The 22,630-nt window shown below is 67.9% G+C and carries 17 protein-coding genes; 9 read left to right on the top strand and 8 right to left on the bottom strand.

The features are described 5' to 3' along the window. Nucleotides 1-59: 59 nt before the first annotated feature. Genes B0I00_RS13965 through B0I00_RS13955 form a run of 3 tightly spaced genes read right to left on the bottom strand, consistent with a single transcriptional unit; the run spans nucleotide 60 to nucleotide 3,208 of the window. Complete coding sequence (locus B0I00_RS13965; RefSeq protein ID WP_198519257.1) at nucleotides 60-1,247, bottom strand: molybdopterin molybdotransferase MoeA; 1,188 nt, start codon at nucleotides 1,245-1,247, stop codon at nucleotides 60-62. Beyond that, the gene (locus B0I00_RS13960) at nucleotides 1,244-1,780 is read right to left on the bottom strand and encodes a molybdopterin-binding protein (RefSeq protein ID WP_100868012.1); all 537 of its coding nucleotides are present in this window, start codon (nucleotides 1,778-1,780) and stop codon (nucleotides 1,244-1,246) included. The genes B0I00_RS13965 and B0I00_RS13960 overlap by 4 nt, the downstream gene beginning before the upstream one ends. Nucleotides 1,781-1,813: 33 nt before the next feature. Then, nucleotides 1,814-3,208, bottom strand: coding sequence for a helix-turn-helix domain-containing protein (locus B0I00_RS13955; protein ID WP_100868011.1), 1,395 nt, complete (start codon nucleotides 3,206-3,208; stop codon nucleotides 1,814-1,816). Between the two features lie 148 nt (nucleotides 3,209-3,356). On the opposite strand from B0I00_RS13955, the gene B0I00_RS13950 reads away from it, so the two are divergent. Beyond that, nucleotides 3,357-4,952 (top strand): isocitrate lyase, encoded by a 1,596-nt coding sequence (locus B0I00_RS13950; protein WP_100868010.1) that lies wholly within the window; start codon nucleotides 3,357-3,359, stop codon nucleotides 4,950-4,952. Nucleotides 4,953-5,095: 143 nt separating this feature from the next. Further along, entirely contained in the window at nucleotides 5,096-5,275 is a 180-nt protein-coding gene (locus B0I00_RS13945; RefSeq protein WP_100868009.1) for a hypothetical protein, read from the top strand. Here B0I00_RS13945 and B0I00_RS13940 read toward each other — a convergent pair. From B0I00_RS13940 to B0I00_RS13925, 4 genes are all read right to left on the bottom strand, one after another. Beyond that, on the bottom strand, nucleotides 5,272-6,039 hold the full coding sequence (locus B0I00_RS13940; protein WP_232730257.1) for a sulfite exporter TauE/SafE family protein: 768 nt from the start codon (nucleotides 6,037-6,039) through the stop codon (nucleotides 5,272-5,274). The two genes, B0I00_RS13945 and B0I00_RS13940, sit on opposite strands and share 4 nt — an antisense overlap. 2 nt (nucleotides 6,040-6,041) lie before the next feature. Beyond that, a complete protein-coding gene (locus B0I00_RS13935; RefSeq protein ID WP_100868008.1) occupies nucleotides 6,042-6,392 on the bottom strand; it encodes a hypothetical protein in 351 nt (116 codons plus the stop codon). Nucleotides 6,393-6,422: 30 nt separating this feature from the next. Then, the gene (gene thrS / locus B0I00_RS13930; protein WP_100868007.1) at nucleotides 6,423-8,426 is read right to left on the bottom strand and encodes a threonine--tRNA ligase; all 2,004 of its coding nucleotides are present in this window, start codon (nucleotides 8,424-8,426) and stop codon (nucleotides 6,423-6,425) included. 240 nt (nucleotides 8,427-8,666) lie between these two features. Then, nucleotides 8,667-10,310: an alkaline phosphatase D family protein gene (locus B0I00_RS13925; RefSeq protein WP_232730256.1), complete on the bottom strand. Its 1,644-nt coding sequence runs from the start codon at nucleotides 10,308-10,310 to the stop codon at nucleotides 8,667-8,669. 121 nt (nucleotides 10,311-10,431) lie between these two features. Between B0I00_RS13925 and B0I00_RS13920 the strand changes: the two genes are divergently transcribed. The 4 genes from B0I00_RS13920 (at nucleotide 10,432) to B0I00_RS13905 (ending at nucleotide 17,828) form a co-directional block, all read left to right on the top strand. Continuing rightward, nucleotides 10,432-11,163 (top strand): alpha/beta fold hydrolase, encoded by a 732-nt coding sequence (locus B0I00_RS13920; protein WP_100868006.1) that lies wholly within the window; start codon nucleotides 10,432-10,434, stop codon nucleotides 11,161-11,163. Between the two features lie 14 nt (nucleotides 11,164-11,177). Continuing rightward, complete coding sequence (locus B0I00_RS13915; RefSeq protein WP_100868005.1) at nucleotides 11,178-12,032, top strand: tetratricopeptide repeat protein; 855 nt, start codon at nucleotides 11,178-11,180, stop codon at nucleotides 12,030-12,032. Beyond that, nucleotides 12,029-13,009, top strand: coding sequence for an LLM class flavin-dependent oxidoreductase (locus B0I00_RS13910; protein WP_100868004.1), 981 nt, complete (start codon nucleotides 12,029-12,031; stop codon nucleotides 13,007-13,009). The genes B0I00_RS13915 and B0I00_RS13910 overlap by 4 nt, the downstream gene beginning before the upstream one ends. 136 nt (nucleotides 13,010-13,145) lie before the next feature. Beyond that, complete coding sequence (locus B0I00_RS13905; RefSeq protein ID WP_100868003.1) at nucleotides 13,146-17,828, top strand: NAD-glutamate dehydrogenase domain-containing protein; 4,683 nt, start codon at nucleotides 13,146-13,148, stop codon at nucleotides 17,826-17,828. Here the strand turns inward: B0I00_RS13905 and queG are convergent. After that, nucleotides 17,825-18,883 (bottom strand): tRNA epoxyqueuosine(34) reductase QueG, encoded by a 1,059-nt coding sequence (queG, locus tag B0I00_RS13900; protein ID WP_232730255.1) that lies wholly within the window; start codon nucleotides 18,881-18,883, stop codon nucleotides 17,825-17,827. The two genes, B0I00_RS13905 and queG, sit on opposite strands and share 4 nt — an antisense overlap. 59 nt (nucleotides 18,884-18,942) lie before the next feature. Here queG and B0I00_RS13895 point away from each other — a divergent pair, with 59 nt between their 5' ends. From B0I00_RS13895 to B0I00_RS13885, 3 genes are all read left to right on the top strand, one after another. Next, the gene (locus tag B0I00_RS13895) at nucleotides 18,943-19,947 is read left to right on the top strand and encodes an ABC transporter ATP-binding protein (protein ID WP_100868166.1); all 1,005 of its coding nucleotides are present in this window, start codon (nucleotides 18,943-18,945) and stop codon (nucleotides 19,945-19,947) included. Next, nucleotides 19,944-21,191, top strand: a complete 1,248-nt coding sequence (locus B0I00_RS13890) for an ABC transporter permease (RefSeq protein ID WP_100868001.1) — start codon at nucleotides 19,944-19,946, stop codon at nucleotides 21,189-21,191. The genes B0I00_RS13895 and B0I00_RS13890 overlap by 4 nt, the downstream gene beginning before the upstream one ends. Nucleotides 21,192-21,292: 101 nt before the next feature. Continuing rightward, complete coding sequence (locus B0I00_RS13885; RefSeq protein WP_100868000.1) at nucleotides 21,293-22,630, top strand: cytochrome P450; 1,338 nt, start codon at nucleotides 21,293-21,295, stop codon at nucleotides 22,628-22,630.

Genomic DNA, 22,630 nt, shown 5'->3' with positions numbered 1-22,630 from the left:
CGCGGCGGCAACAGCAATTGCGCCCATGCAGGCCGGCGCATTCGTATTTGCGGGAAGCCTCAGCCGAAGCGCAGCGCGGAGACACGTTCGCCGACAGACGCGGCCGGCGCATCTTTCAACCTTCGGGCGAGCCAGGTGGTCGCCGACAGCCGGCCCTGGACACCCGAATCCTGGTTGCCGATCGGCTGGAGCCCGGTCGCAGTCCAGATCATTCGGGCAAAGGTCTCGCGGTCGCCGGCCGGCGGCATCGACGCGGCGAGCGGCAGTTCGGTCCAGTCAAGCAGCGCAGCAGGATCGCGACCCTGCAGCGCAGCGAGCAGCGCCGTCAGGAACAGCCGCGCGGTGACCATAGCGGAGGTCGGATTGCCGGGCAGGCCCAGCACCCACCGGCCCCGCGCCTGTCCCAGCCAAACCGGTTTGCCCGGCTTGATCGCCACCTTGGCGAACAGCGGCTCGAGCCCGTGGGCAGCGAACATCGGCTTGGCGAAGTCGCGGTCGCCGACCGAAGCGCCGCCGGTGATCACGACCACGTCGGCGGCGTCGAGCGCTTCGCCGGCAAGGGCCGTCAGCGTCGCCAGATCGTCGCTGCCGCTGCGGCGATAGACCAGGTCGCCGCCCTGTTCGGCAATCATCGCGGCAACCCCGAAGCTGACCGATTCGGGAATGGCCTGCGGATTGGCGCGCGCCGTGCCCGGGGCGGCAAGCTCGTCGCCCGTTGCGATCAGCGCCACGCGCGGACGGCAAAAGACCGTCGCCTCGGCGCTGTCCGATGCGGCAAGGGTGACCATGGCCAGCGGATCGAGCCGTCGCCCCGCCGGGAGCAGTTCGGCGCCCGCCGCGAAGTCGCTACCCTGGAGGCGGATGTGGGTGCCTGTACCAAACAACCGCGCGATGATCACGGCGCCGTCCTCGGTCTCGCAGTTCTCCTGGATGACGACCAGGTCGGCGCCCTCGGGCACGGCGGCGCCGGTAAACACGCGCACTGTCTGTCCGGGGCCGACCGGCGGTGGCGGCATTCCGCCCGCGGCGCTCTGCCCGACCAGCGCCAGGCGCGCGCCCACCGCGGCATCGACGCTGCGCAGCGCATAGCCGTCCATCGCCGAAACATCGCGGCGCGGGCTGGCAAGCGCGGCGCGAACCGGCCGGGCCAGTACGCGACCCGCGACTGCCCCAAGCGGCAACACCTCAGTCCCGAGCGGCCGGACTGCGCCAGCCAGCAGGGCCTGCGCCTCGTCGAAGGAAATCACGCGCAGACGTCGCGCAGGCGCGGCAGGGCCCCTGCGATCGAGCAGGGCTTGTGCCGGCTGTCGAGTTCCAGTTCGAGCAGCCCGTCCCACGCATCGCGGCAGGCCCCGGTCGATCCGGGCACGCAGAATATGAAGCTGTCCCCCGCTTGGCCTGCAAAGGCGCGCGACTGCATGGCGGCCACGCCAACGGTCTGCAGGCTCTTGGTCTGGAAGGCGATGGCAAAGCCGTCCATCTCGCGTCGCAGCAGCGGCTTGACCGCTTCGGGCGTGTTGTCGCGCGGGGAAAATCCGGTGCCGCCGGTGGTCAGGACGATCTCGATCGCCGGATTCGCGATCCATTCGCGAAGCTGCGCCTGGATGGCGGCGATATCGTCGCGGACGATGGCGCGAGCGTGGAGCACGTGTCCCGCGCCGGTCAGCCGCTCGCACAGCAGCGCGCCCGAGGTGTCGGTTTCGGTCGTGCGCGTATCGGAAATGGTCAGCACGGCCATGCCGAGCGGGTGGAAGGTAAGCGAGCTGTCGATTCCGGGCATGGCCACGGCGATGCCACGAAACGCCGGCTCGCTCTACCCCTCGTCGAAGGCGAAGGGCGCGACGGTGCGGCGGGTGTCGTCGGGCAGGATCTCGCGCCCCACCGGCGGCACGGCGCGCGCCGCACAGGCCGGGCGGTTGCACAGGCGGCAGGTCACCCCGATCGGCGTAGCCAGCGCTTTCGGATCGGTGCCCTGCGCATAGACCAGCTGCGGCGCGTGTTCGGCGGAACAGGCCAGCGCAATGGCACGGGTCACCGCCGGCCGGTCCCAGCTGCCTCCGCCCGACTTGACCGTGCGGGCGATGGAAAAGAAACGCTGGCCGTCCGGAAGCTCGAGGAACTGGGTGACGATTTCACCGGGGGTGCGGAACACCGAATGGACCGACCAGAGCGGACAACCGCCGCCGTGCGCGGCGAAGGGAAAGCCCGCTCCGTCAAGCCGCTTCGATACGTTTCCGGCGGGATCGACCCGGATGAAGAAGAACGGGATGCGCTGAAGACCCGGCTTGTTGAGCGTGGTCAGGCGGTGCGCAACCTGTTCGAAGCTGCACGAGAACTGGCGGCTCAGCGCTTCGATGTCATAGGCCCGCGCCTCGACCGCGCGGGCGAACCGGTCGTAGGGCATGAGGATTGCCGCCGCGCCATAGGCGGCGAGCGAGCGTCGGACGAGGCCTTCGGCAGTCGCGCTCGCGAACTGCGCCTTGGCGAGAGTGGACGCGATCTCGCGCTTGAGCGAAACGTAGGCGATGTGGCTCGCCACCTGAAAGGCCCGGCTGGCGCCATCGAGCGTATCGTCGATCAGCAGTTGGCTGTTGTGCCGGTCATGCCTGCGCAGCGCATCCATCATCACATCGGGCGGTAGGTAGCGCAGGCGCAAGCCCAGTCCGGCGCGCAGCCATTCGGCGGTCGATCCCGCCTTGGCCACGGCGGCGGCGACCTCCTCCGCCTTCGTATCGATCGCGTGGAAGTAATTGCGGTTGTCGGCCACGAAGCGGCGCGCCTCGGTCACCGGATCGGATTCGAGCCCGCCCGGCGCTTCGCGCTGCTGCGCCAGTTCGCGCTGTTCGCGGGTGTAGGCGCCGTGAAGCCGCAGCAGGGCTTCGCTGATGGCGGGGAAACTGGTGGCAAGGTCGGCCACTTCCAATGCCGGCAGTTCGATGTCGGCGAACAGCGGATCGCGCAGAACTTGGCCGACGCGGCGGGCATAGTCCTGTGCGTCGTCGCCGGCGAAATCGCTGACGTCGAGCCGATAGCCGCGCGCAAGGCGCAGCAGCAGGTCGGCAGTCATCGGGCGCTGGTTGCGTTCGAGCAGCGCGATATAGCTTGGCGAAACGCCGAGATCGGCGGCCATCGCTTGCTGGGTCAGTCCGAGTTCGCGGCGCAAGCGGCGCAAGCGCGGGCCTAGATATAGGGGACGGGATTCGCTCATCCCAGCATCTTGTCATGGCCGTACAACATTACAAGGAATAGTTGTAAACATTTACAAGCGCACTCCGACGACCCTTCAAGGACCGCATGCTTCGCGTCATGCGCTTCTCACACGCCGCCCGCAGGGTGGTCCAAAAGGGACGAACACCATGACCTACCAGCAGACCATCGCCGACGCGGACACGCAGATCGCGCCTTTCGCCCAGACCTGGAGCGGAATCGACGCCGAGAGCGTCGCGCGCATGCAGCTGCAGAACCGCTTCAAGACCGGGCTCGACATCGCGCGCTACACCGCCGGCATCATGCGCCGCGACATGGCCGCCTATGACGCCGATCCGGCCGCCTACACCCAGTCGCTCGGCTGCTGGCACGGCTTCATCGGCCAACAGAAGATGATTTCGATCAAGAAGCACTTCGGCACCACCAAGGGCCGTTACCTGTACCTGTCGGGCTGGATGGTCGCCGCGCTGCGCAGCGAATTCGGTCCGCTGCCCGATCAGTCGATGCATGAAAAGACCAGCGTGCCGATGCTGATCGAGGAACTCTACACCTTCCTGCGCCAGGCCGACGCCCGCGAACTGGGCATGCTGTTCCGCGATCTCGATGCGGCGCGCGCCGCCGGCGACGAGGTCAAGGCCAAGGCAGTCCAGACCGCGATCGACAACCACGATACCCATATCGTTCCGATCGTGGCCGACATCGACGCCGGCTTCGGCAACGCCGAGGCGACTTATCTTCTGTCGAAGAAGATGATCGAGGCCGGGGCCTGCTGCATCCAGATCGAAAACCAGGTCTCGGACGAAAAGCAGTGCGGCCACCAGGACGGCAAGGTCACCGTGCCGCACGAGGACTTCCTCGCGAAGATCCGCGCGGTTCGCTATGCCTTCATGGAACTGGGCGTTCCCGACGGGGTGATCGTTGCCCGCACCGACTCGCTTGGTGCCGGCCTGACCAAGCAGATCGCCTTCACCCGCGAAGCCGGCGACATCGGCGACCAGTACAACAGCTTCCTCGACTGCGAAGAAGTCGATGGCGGTAACCTGGGCCACGGCGACGTGCTTATCAGCCGCGACGGCAAGCTCCTGAAGCCCAAGCGCCTGCCTTCGAACCTGTTCCAGTTCCGCGCCGGGACGGGCGAGGACCGCTGCGTGCTCGACTGCATCACCAGCCTGCAGAACGGCGCCGACCTGCTGTGGATCGAAACCGAAAAGCCGCACATCGGCCAGATCGGCGGCATGGTTTCGCGCATCCGCGAGGTCATCCCCAACGCCAAGCTGGTCTACAACAACAGCCCCAGCTTCAACTGGACTCTCAATTTCCGCCAGCAGGTGTTCGACGCCTGGCAGGCCTTGGGAGAGGATGTCTCGGCCTATGACCGGGCACGCTTGATGAGCGTGGACTACGACGGTTCGGCGCTTGCCGCCGAAGCCGACGAGCGCATCCGCACCTTCCAGAAGGACGCGGCTCGCGAGGCAGGCATCTTCCACCACCTGATCACGCTGCCGACCTATCACACCGCGGCGCTCAGCACCGACAACCTCGCCAGGGAATACTTCGGCGACGCCGGGATGCTGGGCTACGTCAAGAACGTCCAGCGCGAGGAAATCCGTCAGGGCATCGCCTGCGTGAAGCACCAGAACATGAGCGGGTCGGACATCGGCGACGATCACAAGGAATACTTTGCCGGCGAAGCGGCCCTCAAGGCGGGCGGCGCAGCCAACACGATGAACCAGTTCGCGGCCTGACCGGCTGCGGGCGAACCAGATCGCGGCGAAACATCCGCACACGCACTTCCTGGGGAGGAAGTTTGGCCCGTCACGCGCCCCTTTCGCGTGGCGGGCCATTTTGTTTACGGCTTGGTAAGGGACGCGGGCGCAGAACCCCTGCCATGACCCAGGCCCTGACCCTCGTCGCCCACCAGGCGATCCGGCTTTCCCCCGACGCGGCGCGCCGCGTTATGGTCTATACCTGCGCACTGGCAATGATCGGCGCGAGCTACCTGGCGCCGGCTGCGGCGGCCAGCACTGTCTGCCTCGCCGACAAGGCCTTCGCCGCCTCGTTCGCCTAGGCCTGCAGCAGGCGCCACAGCGCCGCCATTGCCGCAAGCCCCAGCACCGTTCCGGTAAAGATCCGCCAGGCCGCCTCGCCGACCCTGCCGAATGCGTGTGTACCGAGCCAGTTGCCCAGCAGCACGGCCGGAAACAGCAGCGCGGCCAGCAGAGGCTCGCGCCATGTCGCGACGCCGAGCGCCAGTGCCGCCACCACCCCGGCGATCGAGGTCGCGAGGAAGATCGTCATCATCGAGGCTCGCGCCAGTTGCGGCGGGATCGCGCGGCGCAGGTAATAGGGCACGACCGGCGGCCCGGGCATCCCGGCAAAGCCCGTCAGCACACCCGAAACGAGCCCGGTCCCGCCCGTCTCCAGCACGCCGGGGAGATGGTGCGCCGGGCGCTTGGGTAACAGCACCAGCACGAAGGAACCCAGCGCGATCAGCGCGATCAGCAGGCGGGCCAGCGCCGGATCGGTAACCGCCAGCAACCAGACGCCGAGCGGCGTTGCCATCACGGCCAGCGCGGAAATGATGAAGGCGCTGCGCTCGCTCTGCCCGGCGATCCGCTTCACGCCCACCAGGCCGATCAGCAGCCCCAGCCAGTTGGCCACCACCACCGCCTCGCGCGGCGGGATCGCCAGGCCGAGCACCGGCACCAGCAGGATCGCCATGCCAAAGCCCGCCAGCCCGCGCACGAAGGCCGCAGCCAGCGTCGCCGCGATCATGACCGCGATCTGCCCCGGGGTCAGGCCGGCCAGCATGGCCGCTGGCCAGTTCGGCACGATCAGAACCAAGTCTTCAGGGCAATCGCCCGCAAGGTGACGATGTGGAATGCCGCGATCGCAAGGTTGCTGAGCACGACCGGATTGCCGAGCGTTCCGACCGTGACCGGGGTCGTGATCTTGTAGAGGACCTGCACGGCCAGAAGCGCCGCGACCATTGCCGGCACCGGCCGGAACAGCAGCCCGGCCGAAACCGCCATGATGGCCAGATAGATCGACAGCAGGATTCCGCGCGCCGGGCCCGGCGGCCCATAGGCCGCGTCTGTCCAGCCGGCGTGAAGGGCGATGCTGGCGCAGACCGGAATCAGGACCGCGACATTGAGCAGCAACGATGCCTTGATCAGCGTAACCATTCGTCCCCCCTCCGCCAACGTCCTCCTGCGCTAGACCGGGCGCAGGTCCGGCGGTGTCGCGTCAGCCTTTAGCATGGCGATCGCCTCGGACAGCGGCATAACCTTCTGGTGCTCGGCGCCTAGTGTCCGAAGGGCCACGGTGCCTTCCTCGGCCTCGCGCTTGCCCACGACCAGCAGATGCGGGACCTTCTTCAGGGAATGGTCGCGGACCTTGTAGTTGATCTTCTCGTTGCGGGTGTCGGTTTCGACGCGGATTCCGGCCGCGGCAAGCTGCGCGGTCACTTCGGCGGCATAGCCGTCGGCGTCGGACACGATCGTCGCAATCACCGCCTGGGTCGGAGCCAGCCACACCGGCAGCTTGCCGGCGTAGTGTTCGATAAGGATGCCGATGAAGCGTTCGTAGGAGCCGAAGATCGCGCGGTGCAGCATGACCGGGCGGTGCTTTTCGCCGTCCTCGCCGACGTAGCTGGCGTCAAGCCGTTCGGGCAGCACGCGGTCGGACTGGATCGTGCCGACCTGCCAGGTGCGCCCAATCGCGTCGGTCAGGTGCCATTCCAGCTTGGGCGCATAGAACGCGCCTTCGCCGGGCAGTTCTTCCCAGCCGTATTTCTCGGTCGCGAGCCCTGCGTCGATCACCGCCTGGCGCAGTTCCTGTTCGGCCTTGTCCCAGTCGGCATCGCTGCCGAAGCGCTGTTCGGGGCGCAGCGCCAGCTTGACCGCATAGGTGAAGCCGAAGTCGCGATAGACCCGGTCGGCCAGCTCGCAGAACGAGCGCACTTCCTCGACGATCTGGTCCTCGCGGCAGAAGATGTGCCCATCGTCCTGCGTGAACTGGCGCACGCGCATAAGCCCGTGCAGCGCGCCGTGCGGTTCGTTGCGGTGGCAGCAGCCGTTCTCGACGATGCGCAGCGGCAGGTCGCGGTACGACTTGATCCCCTGGCGGAAGATGAGGACGTGGGCCGGGCAGTTCATCGGCTTCAGCGCCATCCAGTCGGCATCGCCCGAGATGACGGGACCGTCATCCTCGGTGTTCGGAACCTCGTCGGGGATGACGAACATATTGGCGCGGTACTTGCCCCAGTGACCTGACTGTTCCCACTGGCGGGCGTCCATCACCTGCGGCGTCTTCACTTCCTTGCAGCCCGCGCCCTGCACCGCGCGGCGGATGTAATCTTCCAGCTCGCGGTAGATGACATAGCCCTGGGGGTGCCAGAACACCGATCCGTGCGCTTCGGCCTGCAAATGGAACAGGTCCATTTCCTGGCCCAGCTTGCGGTGGTCGCGCTTGGCGGCTTCTTCCAGCCGCATCAGGTGCGCGTCGAGCTGCTTCTTGTTGAGCCAGCCGGTGCCGTAGATGCGCGTCAGCTGCGCGTTGTTCTGGTCGCCGCGCCAGTAGGCGCCGGCCACGCGCATCAGCTTAAACGCCTGGGGATCGAGCTTGCCGGTCGAGGGCAGGTGCGGCCCGCGGCACATGTCGAGCCAGTCGGTGCCGCTGCGATAGACGGTGAGCTCTTCGCCCTCGGGCAGTTCAGCGGCCCATTCGGCCTTGAAGGTCTCGCCATCGGCCCGCCACTTGTCGATCAGCTGCTGGCGGCTCCACACCTCGCGCGTCAGCGGCTTGTCGGCCTTGATGATCGCGCGCATCCGGTCCTCGATCGCCGGCAGGTCCTCCATGCCAAAGGGGGCGCGGCTCGCGGGAGCCATCACGTCGTAATAGAACCCGTCGTCCGTCGCGGGGCCGAAGGTGATCTGCGTGCCGGGCCACAGCGCCTGGACTGCTTCGGCCAGCACGTGGGCAAAGTCATGCCGCGCCAGTTCGAGAGCGTCGGCCTCGTCGCGGTTGGTCACCAGAGCCAGGGCCGCGTCCTTGGTGAAGGGCCGGCTGAGGTCGACCAGATCGCCGTCGATCCGCGCGGCGATCGCCGCCTTGGCGAGGCCCGGGCCGATCGCGGCCGCGACATCGGCCGGAGTCGATCCCGCCGGCATCTCGCGGACGGAACCATCGGGCAAGCTGATCTTGAGGACTTCGGACATGCAGACACTCTCACGCAAGTTTGGCGCGCTTTGGCACAAGGCACGGCGCACCGGAAGGGGCGGCGCCGGTTTTCAGCGAGTTCGGGAGGTGACGCCAGCCGCCCGAACCCGGGCGGCGGTGCGCGGACGGCTTAAGCGACCACGCCCCGCCCCGGGAAGACCGGGGTGGTGGTAGTCGGTGCAAAGGCGTTCCGCTGCATCATCGCCTGCGCCTCTAGCACGGGACTGGTTCAGGCTCAACTACGCCGAAAAGCGGCGCTGCCCGGCCAGAACGACCATCCTCTGCACGTCTGCCAACGCCGTTCCGCGCTGGCGTACGGAGGAGAGGAAGCGCCATTCGCCGGTTGCGCTGTGCGGGGTCAGGTCCACCGCCAGGTAGCCGCGCCGCGCGGTGTCGCACCATTTCAGCTGCGGATTGCGTGCCACCACGTCGCGGGCAAGGGCATCGGGCTTGATCCAGGCCAGGCTGCCTTCCGCGCCGGGGCTGGTCACGCTGTGCCCGGCCATTTCCACGCCGACGCGGGCGCCCTTGCGGTCGAGGTCGAAGGCCCAGGCGTTGTGGCTGTCGCCCGACAGGACGATCAGGTTGGCATCGGCGTCCAGCGCGGCGCGGTAGAGCCGGTCGCGCGCGGCGGGGTAGCCGTCCCACGCGTCCATGTTGAAGGGCAGTCCGTCCCGCCCGGCGCGCTGGTAGGCGATCAACCGGTCGCGCAGCCAGTCCGGCGCCTTGGCGGGCAGGCTCGCCGTCACCGAATCGGGCAGGACCAGCGATCCCATCACGATCTGCTGGCCCAGCACCTGCCACGGCTTGCGCGCCCGTGTGGAGGCCCTCAGCGAAGTGGCCAGCCAGCTTTCCTGCGCCGTTCCAAGAAGCGTGCGGGCGGGATCTGCCCAGGCTCCATCACGAAAGCCGGCAAGCCTCGCGTCCGCTTCTGCCGCGGTGGCAGCCTTGGCCACGCCCAGCAGATCGAGCGGCTGGCTGCGCGCCAGGTGGCGGCTTTCGAGCCGGTAGAGCGAGGCGAGGTCGCCGATCTCGTAAGCGGCATAGGGCGCGTCGGACACCGGCATCCATTCACGGTAGACCTGTTCGGATATGCGCTTGCGGGTTTGCCAGTCGCCTTCATTCGCTTGATGATTTTGGGCTCCGCCGGCCCAGGTATCGTTGGCGGTTTCGTGATCGTCCCACATCGCCACCATCGGGTAGAGCTGGTGAATGCGCTGCAGATCCGGATCGCTGCGGTACTGGGCAAAGCGCGCGCGGTACTGCGCCAGCGTGACCATCTCTTCGGGCGGAGCCTCGCGGCCGGGAAGGACGTCCCTGGCGCTCGGGTACTCGCCGCGCGGGTATTCGTAGAGGTAATCGCCGGTGTGCACGACCAGGTCGAAATCCCCCGCCTCGGCCGCGTGGGCATAGGCATTGAAAAAGCCGAAGCCGAAGTTGGCACAGGAAAACACGGCGACGCGAAAGCGACTTGCGGCATCCACCGGCAGGGTCCGCGTCCGCCCCACATCGGACACCGCGCCGTCAGGGCCGACGAAGCGGTAGTAGTACCAGCTGTCCGGCCTCAGGCCGGTCGCCGTGACCTTGGTGCAGCCATCCGATGCGGGCGAAGCGATGACCGTGCCGCCAGCGGCGATGCGCGAGAAATCGAGGCTGTCCGATACTTCCCAACGCAGCTCCGCATTGCCGGCAGCCGCATAGCGCGTCCACAGCAGGACCCGGTCGCCTGCCGGCTCGCCGCTCGCCACCCCGTGGGTGAAGCCGGACACCGGCACGACAGCACCGAGCGGCGCGCCAAGGCCGATCAGGCCCAGTCCGGCAAGCTTGAGGGCGCTGCGGCGGGTCGCCAGACTGGCGGCAAGGGGTGGACATTCTGGCGGCACGCTACTCTCCCTGTTCGAGATACGAGACTAGCGCCGCTTTCGGACAGGGCAATGACAGTGGCGGCGAGGACGCATCGCTTGCCGGTTCCCTCCCCGCGCCGGTCCTGCCACAAGGCCGCGCATGACCGATCCACGCTTCCACGCCCTGCCCGATGGCCGCCGCATTGCCTATCGTCACACCCCCGGCAGCGGGCCGGCCATCGTGTTCCTGCCCGGCTACATGTCCGACATGGCAGGCGGCAAGGCGACCGCGGTGTTCGACTGGGCGATGGCCGAGGGCCGCGAATGCCTGCTGCTCGACTATTCGGGTTGCGGCCTTTCGGACGGCGACTTCGCCGATGGCACGCTGAGCCGCTGGCGCGAGGAGGTGCTGGCCTTGATCGATGCGCACTGTGCTGGTCCGGTGGTGCTTGTCGGATCGTCGATGGGCGGGTGGCTGATGCTGCTGCTGGGGCTGGCTCTGGGCGATCGGCTGGCCGGACTGGTCGGCATCGCCGCCGCGCCGGACTTCACCGAATGGGGCACCACACCTGGACAGAAGGCCGACCTGGCCGCCGGCCGCACGGTGTTCGAGGACAACCCCTATGGCCCCGAGCCGACACCGACCCATCCGCTGTTCTGGACCGACGGGCAGGCGCAGCGCTTGCTCGAAAGCGCGATCGCGTTGACCTGCCCGGTGCGGCTGATCCACGGCCAGGCCGATCCCGACGTGCCGTGGGAACTGTCGCTGCGGCTGTCGGCGCAGCTGCGTTCAGACGATGTGCAGGTGATCCTGATCAAGGACGGCGACCACCGCTTGTCGCGTGACGGCGACATCGCCCTGCTGCTGCGCACGCTTGCCGCGCTGGCCTGAACGGAAAGACCCCGATGTCCCTGACCCTTGCCGCCCTGCTTCCCCTTCTCGCCCAGATTGGGCCGACCGGCACCCAGATGCAGGCACCGCTCGATCTTCCGCGCAAGAAGGCTGCGGTCAGCGGGCCGCCGGCTCCGGTCACGGCAAATCCGGTGGTGCAGCGCCTGCGCGAATGCCTTGACCTGACCCAGACCGATGCCGCCGCGGCCGTCACCAGCGCCATCGCCTGGCGCGACGGTGCCGTGGGTTCGGCCCGCGTACCCGCCGGCCATTGCCTGGGCCTGGCGCTGAGCGAGCAGGGCGATTTCGCCGGGGCAGAAGCGGCGTTCCTGGGCGCCCGCGCCGATGTGTCGTCCAGCGATTCGGCGGACAAGGCGCGGCTCGGCACAATGGCCGCCAACGCCGCCATGGCCGCTGGCGGTGCCGACCGCGCTCTGGGCATGCTGGCCGCCGCACAGGCCGATGCCCGCAGCGCCGCCGACAAGGTTCTGGCTGCCGAAGTCGGGATCGACCGCGCCCGCGCCCTCGTAGCCATGAAGCGCGATGCCGAAGCGGCAGCCGTGCTGGCCGAAGCGCGCGCAGACGCACCGGGCAACGGCCTTGCCTGGCTGCTGTCTGCCACCCTGTCGCGCCGCGCAGGCAAGCTGGGCGAAGCGCAGGCCTTCATCGAAAAGGCATCGGCCATCGCGCCGCAGGATCCCGATATCGGGCTGGAAGCCGGGGTTATCGCCGTGCTGGCCGCGCGCGATGATGCGGCGCGCAAGTCCTGGCGCTCGGTCATCGCCACCGCGCCCGGCAGCGACCAGGCAAAGGTTGCAAAGGGCTACCTTGATCAACTGGATCCCGGCCCTACATCCGAAGGGCGATGATCCCCCTTTCCGTCCTAGACCTCGTCCCCGTCCGCGAAGGATCGGGCCCCGCCGAAGCCCTTGCCGAAGCGGCGCTTCTCGCCAAAGCCGCCGAAGCGGCGGGCTACAAGCGCTTCTGGGTGGCCGAACACCACGCGATGGAAGGCATCGCCGGGGGCGCGACCTCGGTCGTCCTCGCCCATATCGGCAACGCAACGGCCAGGATCCGCATCGGCTCGGGCGGGATCATGCTGCCCAACCACAACCCTTTCGTGATCGCCGAACAGTTCGGCACCCTCGACGCGCTGTTCCCGGGCCGCGTCGACCTGGGCCTCGGCCGCGCACCAGGGGCGGACATGCGCATTTCGCAAGCCCTGCGCCGCGATCTGGCGCGGGTTTCGGAGCAATTCCCACAGGACGTCCTCGAACTGCGCGCGCTGCTGACCGGCGAACCCGACATCGGGATAAGGGCGACGCCCGGCCTCGGCGCCAGGGTCGAGATGTGGATGCTCGGCTCGAGCCTGTTCGGCGCGCAACTGGCCGCCGCACTGGGGCTGCCCTTCGCCTTTGCCTCGCATTTCGCGCCCGACCTGCTCGACCAGGCGCTCGAGGTCTATCGCCGCCAGTTCCGCCCGACCCCTGCGCTGGAACACCCCCATGTCATGGTCGCGATGAACGTCATCGCCGCCGACAGCGACGAGGAGGCGGCCCTCCTCTGCACCTCGATGGACCAGAGCTTCGTTGCGCTGCGCACGGGCAATCCCGGCAGGCTGAAACCGCCGGTGCAGGGTTACCGCCAGACCTTGCCGCCAACCGCGCTCGCCATGCTCGAACACATGCGGCAAGTCAGCGCGATCGGATCACCTGCCACAGTCGCCGATGCCGTGGCCCGCGTGGTCGAGCGGACCGGCGCCGACGAGCTGATCGTGTCGGGCTCGACCTTCGATCCGGCGGCACGGCGCCACTCGCTCGACCTGACGATGAAGGCACTGGCCTGAAATCGGCACGATTCGCGGGCAAACCGGGTTGCGGCGGCATCGGCATGGTTCTAAAGAGACGAAATAGTGCTGCATGAGACAGCAATAATGTAACACGCAGGAGTGGAGCGGTCGCGGCCGCCTGAGGAGCCATGCCATGACGTTGAAAACCGCCCGCAGCGGCGCGAAGGCCAGCCTCGAACAGGCGATGGCCGCGCGCCTTACCTCAGCCATGCTGCCGGGCGACCCGCCGTTTGCCAGGGGCGGGCTGGACCATGCCGCCGCCTTCGTGCTGGCCGCCGCCAGGACCCGCAGCGGCACCGAGCCGATCATCGTCATCGAATCGGTTTCAGGCACTGCCAGCGAACGCTTCATGCGGGTCGCGGTCATCAACGCCGACATGCCGTTCCTGGTTGATTCGATCGCCGCGACGATCGCGGCCGAGGGCCTGGCGATCGATCGCCTGCTCCATCCGGTCGTTACCGTCACCCGCAGCGCGGCCGGCAAGCTGAGCGCCATCGCCGAGCCCGGCACACCGGACGCCCACGCCGAATCGATGGTCTACATGGAAGTGCAGCGCGGCGACGCGCGACTGCGCCGCAAACTGGAACAGAGCCTTTCGGCCACGCTGGCCGACGTCCGCGCCGCGGTGAACGACTGGCCCAGGCTGCAGGCAGCGATGACCCTCGACGCCGCGAACTGCCAAGATGCCGAGGGAGCCGAACTGCTGCGCTGGTTCGCCGGTGGCGCGTTGACCCAGCTTGGCCACATCACTCGTCGCCGCGACGGCAGCCAGACCGGCGCGCTGGGGATTTGCCGCAAGAGCGCGAAGACCCTCCTTGGCGACCTGTCCTATGATCGCGCCTTCGCCTGGTTCGACAAGGCCAAGAGATCCACCCACCAGCCGCTGGTGGTGAAGTCCAACCGGATCAGCACGGTCCACCGCCGCACTCCGCTCGACCTGTTCATCCTGCCGGTGATCGAGGACGGCAAGGTAGCCGCCCTGTCGGTCCACGCCGGGATCTGGACCAGCGCCGCGCTGGCGGCCCCGCCGCAGGAGGTGCCGCGCCTGCGCAAGCAGCTTGCCAGCCTGTCGAAGCGCCTCGGCTTTTCGGCGCAGGGCCACGCCGACAAGGCGCTGGTCCATGCCATGACGCGGCTGCCTCACGACCTGATGATCAGCTTCAGCGATGCCGAGGTCGAACGCGTCGCCGCCGCGGCGATGAGCCTGACCGACCGGCCGCGTCCCAAGCTGGTGATCGTGCCCGCACCGCTGATGCGGCACCTGTTCACCTTCGTATGGTTGCCACGCGACGCCATGTCGACCGCGACGCGCCTGCGCGTCCAGGCCCGCCTGGTCGAGGCCTGCGATGCGCCCGTGCTCGACTGGAGTACCGAGATCGAGGGCAATCTGGCGCTGCTGCGCTCGGTCCTCGACCTGCCCGAAGTGGCGAAAATTCCCGTCGAGGCCGGGCTCGATGCCGAACTGCAAGGCATGCTGCGCGGCTGGACCGAGGCGGTCGAAAGCGAAATCGCCGCCAGCGAGGAGCCGAGCCGCGCCGCCGCCATTGCAATGCGCCACGCGGAGGCCTTCCCGCTCGCCTACCGCAGCGAATACGGCGCCGCCGAAGCCGCGCTCGATATCGCGCGCCTCCGCCGCGTTGCCGCCGATGGCGAACCCGGCCCGCGCCGCGCCACGCGGCTTCACGTCATGGCCGGCGACGGGTCCGGCATGGCGCGACTCAAGCTTTACCAGCGGCACGGCTCGCTCGCGCTGTCGGACGTGGTCCCGGCGCTGGAGAACTTCGGCTTCCGGGTGATCGAGGACGTGCCGACCGACCTTGACGATGGGCGCCTGGGCACGATCCACGATTTCCTCCTGGCCCTTCCCGCCGGTATGGACGCAGGCCACCTGCTCAAGCGCTCTGACGCGATCGAAGCGGCGGTGTCGGACGTACTCAACGGCCTTGCCGAAGACGATCCCTTCAACCGCCTGATCACCGCCGTGTCGCTCCACGCGCACGAGGCGAACTGGCTGCGCGCCTGGTACCGCTACCTGCGCCAGGCCGGGAACAATTTCTCGATTCAAACCGCGGTCGATGCGCTGAACCATGCGCCCATCGTTACCCGCGCGCTGGTCGAGCTGTTCGCCTGCCGCCATGACCCCGCCTTTCGCGGCGACCGCGCCAAGGGCGAGAGCCACGCGCAGGGCCAGATCCGCACCGGCCTGTCGCAGGTTTCCGCGATCAACGACGACCGCCTGCTCCGCCAGTTCCGCAGCGTGGTCGAAGCTGTGCTGCGGACCAACGCCTATGCCCCCGCAGGAGCCGAGGCGCTGGCCTTCAAGCTCGATTCGGCGCTCGTTCCCGGGCTGCCCAAGCCGCTGCCCTGGCGCGAGATCTTCGTCTATTCGCGGCGGGTCGAGGGCATCCACCTGCGCTCCGGCCCGGTTGCGCGCGGCGGGCTGCGCTGGTCCGACCGGCGCGACGACTTCCGCACCGAAATCCTCGGCCTGATGAAGGCGCAGCGGGTCAAGAACGCGGTGATCGTGCCGTCGGGCGCCAAGGGCGGGTTCTATCCCAAGCAGCTTCCCGATCCCCGCACCGACCGCGACGCATGGCTGACCGAGGGCAAGGAAAGCTACAAGGTCTTCATCCGCACCCTCTTGTCGATCACCGACAACATCGTCGGTACCAAGGTGGTCCATCCCAAGGCCGTTGTAATCCGCGACGGCGAGGATCCCTATTTCGTGGTCGCCGCCGACAAGGGCACGGCGACCTATTCCGATACCGCCAACGCGATCGCCGAAGACCACGACTTCTGGCTCGACGATGCTTTCGCCAGCGGCGGTTCGAAGGGGTACGACCACAAGGCGATGGGCATCACCGCCAAGGGTGCGTGGCTGTCGGTCCAGCGGCATTTCCTGGAAATGGGCGTCGACGTGCAGGCAGAGCCCGTGCGCGTGGCCGGCTGCGGAGACATGAGCGGCGACGTGTTCGGCAACGGCATGCTGCTGTCGAAGGCAATCAAGCTGGTCGCCGCCTTCGATCACCGCCACATCTTCCTCGACCCCGATCCCGACCCGGCCCGGAGCTGGAAGGAGCGTGCGCGGATGTTCGCGCTGCCGCGGTCGAGCTGGGAGGATTACAACGCCAGGCTCATCTCCAGGGGCGGCGGCGTCTTTGCCCGCACGCTGAAGGAGATTCCCTTGTCGGCCGAGGTCAAGGCCATGCTCGGCCTTGACCAGGCCAGCATCGACCCCGATGGCCTGATCACTGCGATCCTCAAGGCCGAGATCGACCTGATCTGGTTCGGCGGGATCGGCACCTATGTGAAGGCGGCGAGCGAAAACAACGTCCAGGTCGGCGATCCGGCCAACGACGCGCTGCGCATCGACGGCCAGGACCTGCGCTGCAAGGTCATCGGCGAAGGCGCCAACCTTGGCTGCACCCAGGCCGGCCGCATCGAGTTCGCGCTGAACGGCGGGCGCATCAACACCGACTTCATCGACAATTCGGCCGGGGTCGATTGTTCGGACAACGAGGTCAACATCAAGATCGCGCTGGCCAGTGCCAAGCGCGCCGGGCGGCTGAGCGAGCCGGCCCGCGTGCGACTCCTCGAAAGCATGACCGACGAGGTCTCGGACATCGTGCTCGAGGACAACCGGCTCCAGGCGCTTGCCCTGTCGATCGCCCAGGCGGGCGGCGCAGCTTCGACGGGATCGCACCTGCGGCTGGTCGAGGCGCTGGAAGCGGCCGGCCAGCTCGACCGCAAGACCGAGGGCCTCGCCGAAAGCGATGTGCTCCTGCGCCGCGCGATGGACGGGCGCGGCCTGACCCGGCCCGAACTGGCCGTGCTGCTGTCCTGCGCCAAGCTGGCCCTGCAGGACGCGCTGGAAGATTCGGCGGTCGTCGACGACCCCGGCTTGTCGGACGAGGTGATCGCCAAGTTCCCGGTGCCGATGCGCACCAGGTTCAAGACCGACATCCTGCACCACCGCCTGCGCCGCGAGATCATAGCGACGCGGCTGGCCAACAGGCTGGTCAACCGTCTCGGCCTGATCCACCCGTTCGAGCTGGTCGACGAGGAAGGGGCCACGCTGGCCCAGGTAACCGCCGCTTTCGTCGCGGTCGAGGACCTGCTCGGCATGGCGTCGGTGTGGGAGGCGATCGAGACGACACCGATGCCCGAAGCCGCGCGCATCCTGCTGTTCGATCGCGCCGCCGCCGCGATGACCGATCACATGGCCGACCTGTTGCGCGCTGGCGGTGGATCGACCGCACCCTCGAAGCTGGTCCACGATTTCGCAGCCGGGGTGAAAACCCTGACCCACGATACCGATGCCCTGCTGGCGAGCGAGGCGAAGAGCCAGTCGGCGCGTATGCGTGCGGATCTGGCCGCCGCCGGCGCGCCCGAAAAGGTCGCCGCGATGGTCGCCAAGCTGTTCGACCTCGACGGGACGATCGGCCTTGCGAAGCTGGCCAAGGATTGCGGAGTTCCGGCGCGCGCGATCACCCAGGCCTTCACCCGGCTCGGTGCCGAGCTCGGTCTCGACTGGGCACAGGTGACGGCCGCGCGGATGAGCCCCTCCGATCCGTGGGAGCGCTTGCTGGTCAATGGCCTCGCGCGCGATTTCCAGCAGATGCGCCTGGATTTCCTGCGCCGCGCCATGGGCCGCAAGGGCGACCCCGCCGGGGCCGTCGCCAAGTGGACCGAAGCGCAGGCCCAGGCGGTCCGGCAGTTCCGCACCGTGGTGGCCCGCGCCCAGCAGGCGGCGCCCGTGGCACCCGCCATGCTGGCGCAGATCGCGAGCCAGGCCCGCAACCTGCTCGGGCGCTAGACGGAAAGCTCCGCCAGCGCCCAGCGCGCGGCATCGGCAACGACCGGGTCCGGATCGGCAGTCAGCGCAGCCACCGGCGCGCGCAGCGCCGCGTCGCCGCTGTTGCCGGCCGCATAGAGGCAATTGCGCACAAACCGGGCGCGCCCGATCCGCTTGATCGGCGAGCCGGAAAACAGCGCGCGAAAGCCCGCGTCGTCGAGCGCGAGCAGGTCCGCCAACCTCGGTGCAACCAGTTCGGCGCGCGGCAGGAAGGCCTGCATCCGGTGCGCCGTATCGGCGAACTTGTTCCACGGGCAGACCGCCAGACAATCGTCGCAGCCGTAGATCCGGTTGCCCAGCGCCTTGCGAAATTCGACCGGCACGGCCTCCTTCAGCTCGATCGTCAGGTAGGAAATGCAGCGCCGCGCATCGACCACGTAGGGGCGCGGAAAGGCATCGGTCGGACAGGCCGCCTGGCACGCAGTGCACGACCCGCAGCGGTCGTCCTCGGCCCCGTCGGGCGAAAGCTCAAGCGTAGTATAGATTGCCCCGAGGAACAGCCACGAACCGTGCTGCCGGCTGACAAGGTTGCTGTGCTTGCCCTGCCAGCCTAGGCCTGCCGCCTGGCCGAGCGGCTTTTCCATCACCGGCGCGGTATCGACGAAGACCTTGACCCCGACGGTGCCGAGGCCGCGCGCTTTGGCCTCGTCGACCAGCCAGCGCGCCAGGGCCTTGAGCGCCTTCTTGACCGTGTCGTGGTAGTCGCGCCCCTGTGCATAGACCGAAATGCGCGCGCGGGACGGCTCGGCTTCGAGCGCCAGCGGATCGTGCGCCGGGGCGTAGCTCATGCCCAGGGCGATGACGCTTCTGGCCTTGGGCCACAGGCCTTCGGGGCTGCGGCGGTGGTGGGCGCGTGTTTCCATCCACTCCATCGCGCCGTGCATCCCCTCGCCCAGCCACTGTTCGAGCCGCGCCGCACGCGAGGGATCCTCGGTCCCCGCGGTCACCCCGCAAGCGACGAAACCCAGCCGCCGCGCCTCCTGCGCGAGATCGTGCTTGAGCGATTGGGTTTGCACCGAATTAACCAAAGTTCCTGTTGCTCCTGTTCACGCCCCCTCCATAAGGCGGAACGATGATGAAACTAGGGGAAGGACCGATCGCGGGCAACGCGCAGGCCGAGAGCCCGCTGGACGGACTCGGGCGCCCGCTGGCGATCGAGGCGCGCGGCCTGGTCAAGCGGTTTGACGGCTTCACTGCGGTCGGCGGGGTCGACCTGTCGGTGCCCGAGGGCTCGATCTACGGCGTCCTCGGCCCCAACGGCGCGGGCAAGACCACCACCCTGCGCATGCTTCTGGGCATCATCGATCCTGACGAGGGGCTGCGCCGCGTGCTCGGCCACGACCGCCCGCACGAAGTGGCCCACGCCATCGGCTACCTGCCCGAAGAGCGCGGCCTCTACCCGGCGATGAAGGCTTACGAGGCGATCGCCTTCCTCGGCTCGTTGCGCGGCCTTCCGCTGGCCGAGGGGCGCCGGCGCGGCAAGGCGCTGCTCGAGGAACATGGCCTGGGCTATGCGATCGACCGCCAGATCCGCCAGTTGTCCAAGGGCATGGCCCAGCAGGTCCAGTTGCTCGGCACGCTGGTGCACGACCCGCGGCTGGTCGTGTTCGACGAGCCGTTCTCGGGCCTGGACGCGCTCAACCAGGGCAAGCTCGAAAAGATGATCCGCGGACTCGCCGCGAGAGGCACCACCGTGATCTTTTCCACCCACGTCATCGCCCATGCCGAACGGTTGTGCGACGAAGTGGCGATCATCGCCGGGGGCAAGGTGCCCTTTGCCGGCAAGGTCGATGCGGCGCGCGACCGCATCCGTCCCCAGGTCCGTCTCGAAACGCGCAGCCAGGACGGGCCATGGCGCGCGGCGATTCCCGCCGACGCCCGGCGCGAAGGATCGCTGTGGCTGTTCTCGCTGCCCGATAGCGGGATCGAGCCCCTGCTGCGCGCGCTGATCGAGGGCGAGGCCGGCATCCAGTCCTTGTCGATCGAACGCGCCGGCCTGCACGACGCCTTCGTCGCCATCGCCGGCGAGGCGGCGGCCCGCGCGCTCGACGAGGACAAGCCCGAGGAGACCGCCCGATGAGCCGCACCCAGGGCGGACGCCTGTCGACCCTTGCCGCAGCCTATGTCGTGGCGCGGCGCGATTTCGTGGCGATCCTGTTTTCGCGCAGCTTCATCTTCTTCCTGCTCGGGCCGCTGTTCCCGCTGCTGGTCGGCGGCCTTGCCGGGGGAATCGGCGCCAGGGTCCAGCAGAACGTGGAGCCGGCTAAGCTCGGCATTGCGATGAGCGAATTCGATATCCTCGCCATGACCCGCGCCCGCCACGAACTGGCCGGGCGGCTGGATGGCCTGCCCGACCTGGTCGAGGTCAAGCGCCTTGAGCCGGGCGAAGCGTTCGATCCGGCCGCCGCGATGCGCGATTCCAGGGCCAACCTCGGCGCGATCGTAACTGGATCGCCCCAGGCCCCGGTGCTGACCGGCCCGGTCGACCGGGTCGAGCACTGGAAGGGCGAGATCGAACTGATCGCCGCCGAAGCCGCGGGCCTTGGTCCGAAAACCTATCCGACGGTCACGCTGGGCAAGCTGACCGGCAGCAAGGCTGACACCAACCGCAGCCGGGTGATCACGGCGCAGATGGGCCAGGTCGTGCTGTTCCTGCTGACCATGCTGCTGGCGGGCATGGTCCTGTCCAACCTGGTCGAGGAAAAGGGCAACAAGATCATCGAGGTTCTGGCCGCGGCCATCCCCATGGACGCCGTGTTCCTGGGCAAGCTGTTCGCCATGCTGGCGGTGTCGTGGGTCGGGCTGTCGGTCTGGGGCCTGATGCTGGCGGCGATCTTTTCGGGCGCCGGCCAGGGGCTGGGTTCCGTGCCCGCTCCAGCGGTCGGCTGGCCGGCCTTCTTCGCGCTGGCCGTCGCCTATTTCTCGCTCGCCTACCTGCTTCTGGGATCGCTGTTCCTTGCAATCGGTTCGCTCGCGACCACGGTGCGCGAGGTGCAGACCCTGTCGATGCCAGTGTCGATGCTCCAGCTGCTCAACTTCTTCTTCGCCAGTTGGGCCATGTCGAAACCGGGCAGCGCGGCCGAGATCGCCGGGGTGGTCATCCCCTTCTCCTCGCCCTTCACGATGATCGCCCGCGCGGCGCAGGATCCGGCCCTGTGGCCGCACGCGCTGGGCATTGCATGGCAGGTGTTCTGCGTCGCGCTGCTGGTCCGCCTGGGCGCGAAACTCTTCCGCAGATGGGTGATGAAAAGCGGCCCAGCAGGCGTTCGCAAGCGCCGCTGGTTCGGCCGCCGGGCTGACCGCGCGATGCAGCCGGTGGGCTGATCGCCTTGGTCCTGCGGGCCTATTGACTCACGGGTAAGTTCGGCGGGATAAGTCCTTTACAGAAACGGATCGCGCGATCGACGATCACGAGAGGACATCCCATGGCCACCCAAGCGACTGCCCCGCTTCCGCCGATCACCTATCGCCGTTCGCCCAGCGCGATGGAGGCCTTCGACGCCTGGCTGAAGGAGCACGGCCAGGAACTGCCGCATCACACGGAAAAGTGGGACGTCAGCCGCAGCGACATCTATCTCGAGGATCGCTGGCAGCCGATCTTTGCCGAGATGCGGGCCAAGGCGCCGGTCAACAAGGTCCACGAAAGCCCCTATGGCGCATTCTGGAACGTGACCACGGTCAAGACGATCCAGCACGTGGAATCGCTGCCCGAACTCTATTCCTCGTCCTACCTCTACGGCGGGATCACCATCGGCGATCCGCCCGAGGACATCACTCCCGAACGGCTCGAGGAACGGCGCCTGCCGATGTTCATCGCGATGGACCGGCCCGAGCACACCGGCCAGCGCCGCACCGTTGCCCCGGCCTTTACCCCCGGCGAGATTGCCTTCCTCGAGGAGGAGGTCCGCGCCCGCACCGCCGCCACGCTCGACACGCTGCCCTTTGGCGAGCAGTTCGACTGGGTCGACAAGGTCTCGATCGAACTGACCACCGGCATGCTGGCGATCCTGTTCGGCTTCCCGTGGGAGGATCGCCGCCTGCTGACCTACTGGTCGGACTGGGCGGGCGACGTCGAACTGGGCCTGGCACGCGAGCTGATCGACGTTCGCCACGAGATCCTGCTCGAAATGGCGCACTACTTCCAGCGGCTGTGGATGGAACGGGCGAGCGCGGCCCCGAGCCGCGACCTCATCTCGATGATGATCCATTCCGACGCAATGAACCACATGAGTCCGCAGGAGTTCATGGGCAACCTGGTGCTGCTGATCGTCGGCGGCAACGACACCACACGCAACACGATGTCTGGCATCGTCCACGCACTCGACAAGTTCCCCGACCAGCGCGACCTGTTCGAGAAGGACCCCTCGGTCATTCCCAACGGGGTGCAGGAATGCATCCGTTACGTCACGCCGCTGGCGCACATGCGCCGCACCGCCACGGCCGACGCCGACCTGTTCGGGAACGAGATCAAGAAGGGCGACAAGCTCATCATGTGGTACCTCTCGGCCAACCGTGACGAGACGGTGTTCGAGAACCCGGACAAGCTGATCCTCACGCGCGAGAACGCGAGGCGGCACTTGTCCTTCGGCTACGGCATCCACCGCTGCGTCGGCGCGCGGCTGGCCGAATTGCAGCTCAAGATCCTGCTGGAGGAAATGCACAAGCGCCGGATGCGCGTGCACGTCACCGGCCAGGTGGAACGGGTGCGAGCCAACTTCGTCCACGGCTTCCGCAAGCTGGAAACCACGATCGAGAAGTTCTGA

Source organism: Novosphingobium kunmingense (genome assembly GCF_002813245.1).
GTDB classification, from domain to species: domain Bacteria; phylum Pseudomonadota; class Alphaproteobacteria; order Sphingomonadales; family Sphingomonadaceae; genus Novosphingobium; species Novosphingobium kunmingense.
The sequence above is the reverse complement of the archived record's forward strand: the minus strand, read 5'-3'. Positions and strand labels throughout refer to the sequence as shown.

Coding starts and splice junctions, on each gene's coding strand:
- B0I00_RS13960 (WP_100868012.1), bottom strand. CDS start 1,780: ATGCCCGGAATCGACAGCTCGCTTACCTTCCACCCGCTCGGCATGGCC.
- B0I00_RS13955 (WP_100868011.1), bottom strand. CDS start 3,208: ATGAGCGAATCCCGTCCCCTATATCTAGGCCCGCGCTTGCGCCGCTTG.
- B0I00_RS13950 (WP_100868010.1), top strand. CDS start 3,357: ATGACCTACCAGCAGACCATCGCCGACGCGGACACGCAGATCGCGCCT.
- B0I00_RS13945 (WP_100868009.1), top strand. CDS start 5,096: ATGACCCAGGCCCTGACCCTCGTCGCCCACCAGGCGATCCGGCTTTCC.
- B0I00_RS13935 (WP_100868008.1), bottom strand. CDS start 6,392: ATGGTTACGCTGATCAAGGCATCGTTGCTGCTCAATGTCGCGGTCCTG.
- thrS (WP_100868007.1), bottom strand. CDS start 8,426: ATGTCCGAAGTCCTCAAGATCAGCTTGCCCGATGGTTCCGTCCGCGAG.
- B0I00_RS13920 (WP_100868006.1), top strand. CDS start 10,432: ATGACCGATCCACGCTTCCACGCCCTGCCCGATGGCCGCCGCATTGCC.
- B0I00_RS13915 (WP_100868005.1), top strand. CDS start 11,178: ATGTCCCTGACCCTTGCCGCCCTGCTTCCCCTTCTCGCCCAGATTGGG.
- B0I00_RS13910 (WP_100868004.1), top strand. CDS start 12,029: ATGATCCCCCTTTCCGTCCTAGACCTCGTCCCCGTCCGCGAAGGATCG.
- B0I00_RS13905 (WP_100868003.1), top strand. CDS start 13,146: ATGACGTTGAAAACCGCCCGCAGCGGCGCGAAGGCCAGCCTCGAACAG.
- B0I00_RS13895 (WP_100868166.1), top strand. CDS start 18,943: ATGAAACTAGGGGAAGGACCGATCGCGGGCAACGCGCAGGCCGAGAGC.
- B0I00_RS13890 (WP_100868001.1), top strand. CDS start 19,944: ATGAGCCGCACCCAGGGCGGACGCCTGTCGACCCTTGCCGCAGCCTAT.
- B0I00_RS13885 (WP_100868000.1), top strand. CDS start 21,293: ATGGCCACCCAAGCGACTGCCCCGCTTCCGCCGATCACCTATCGCCGT.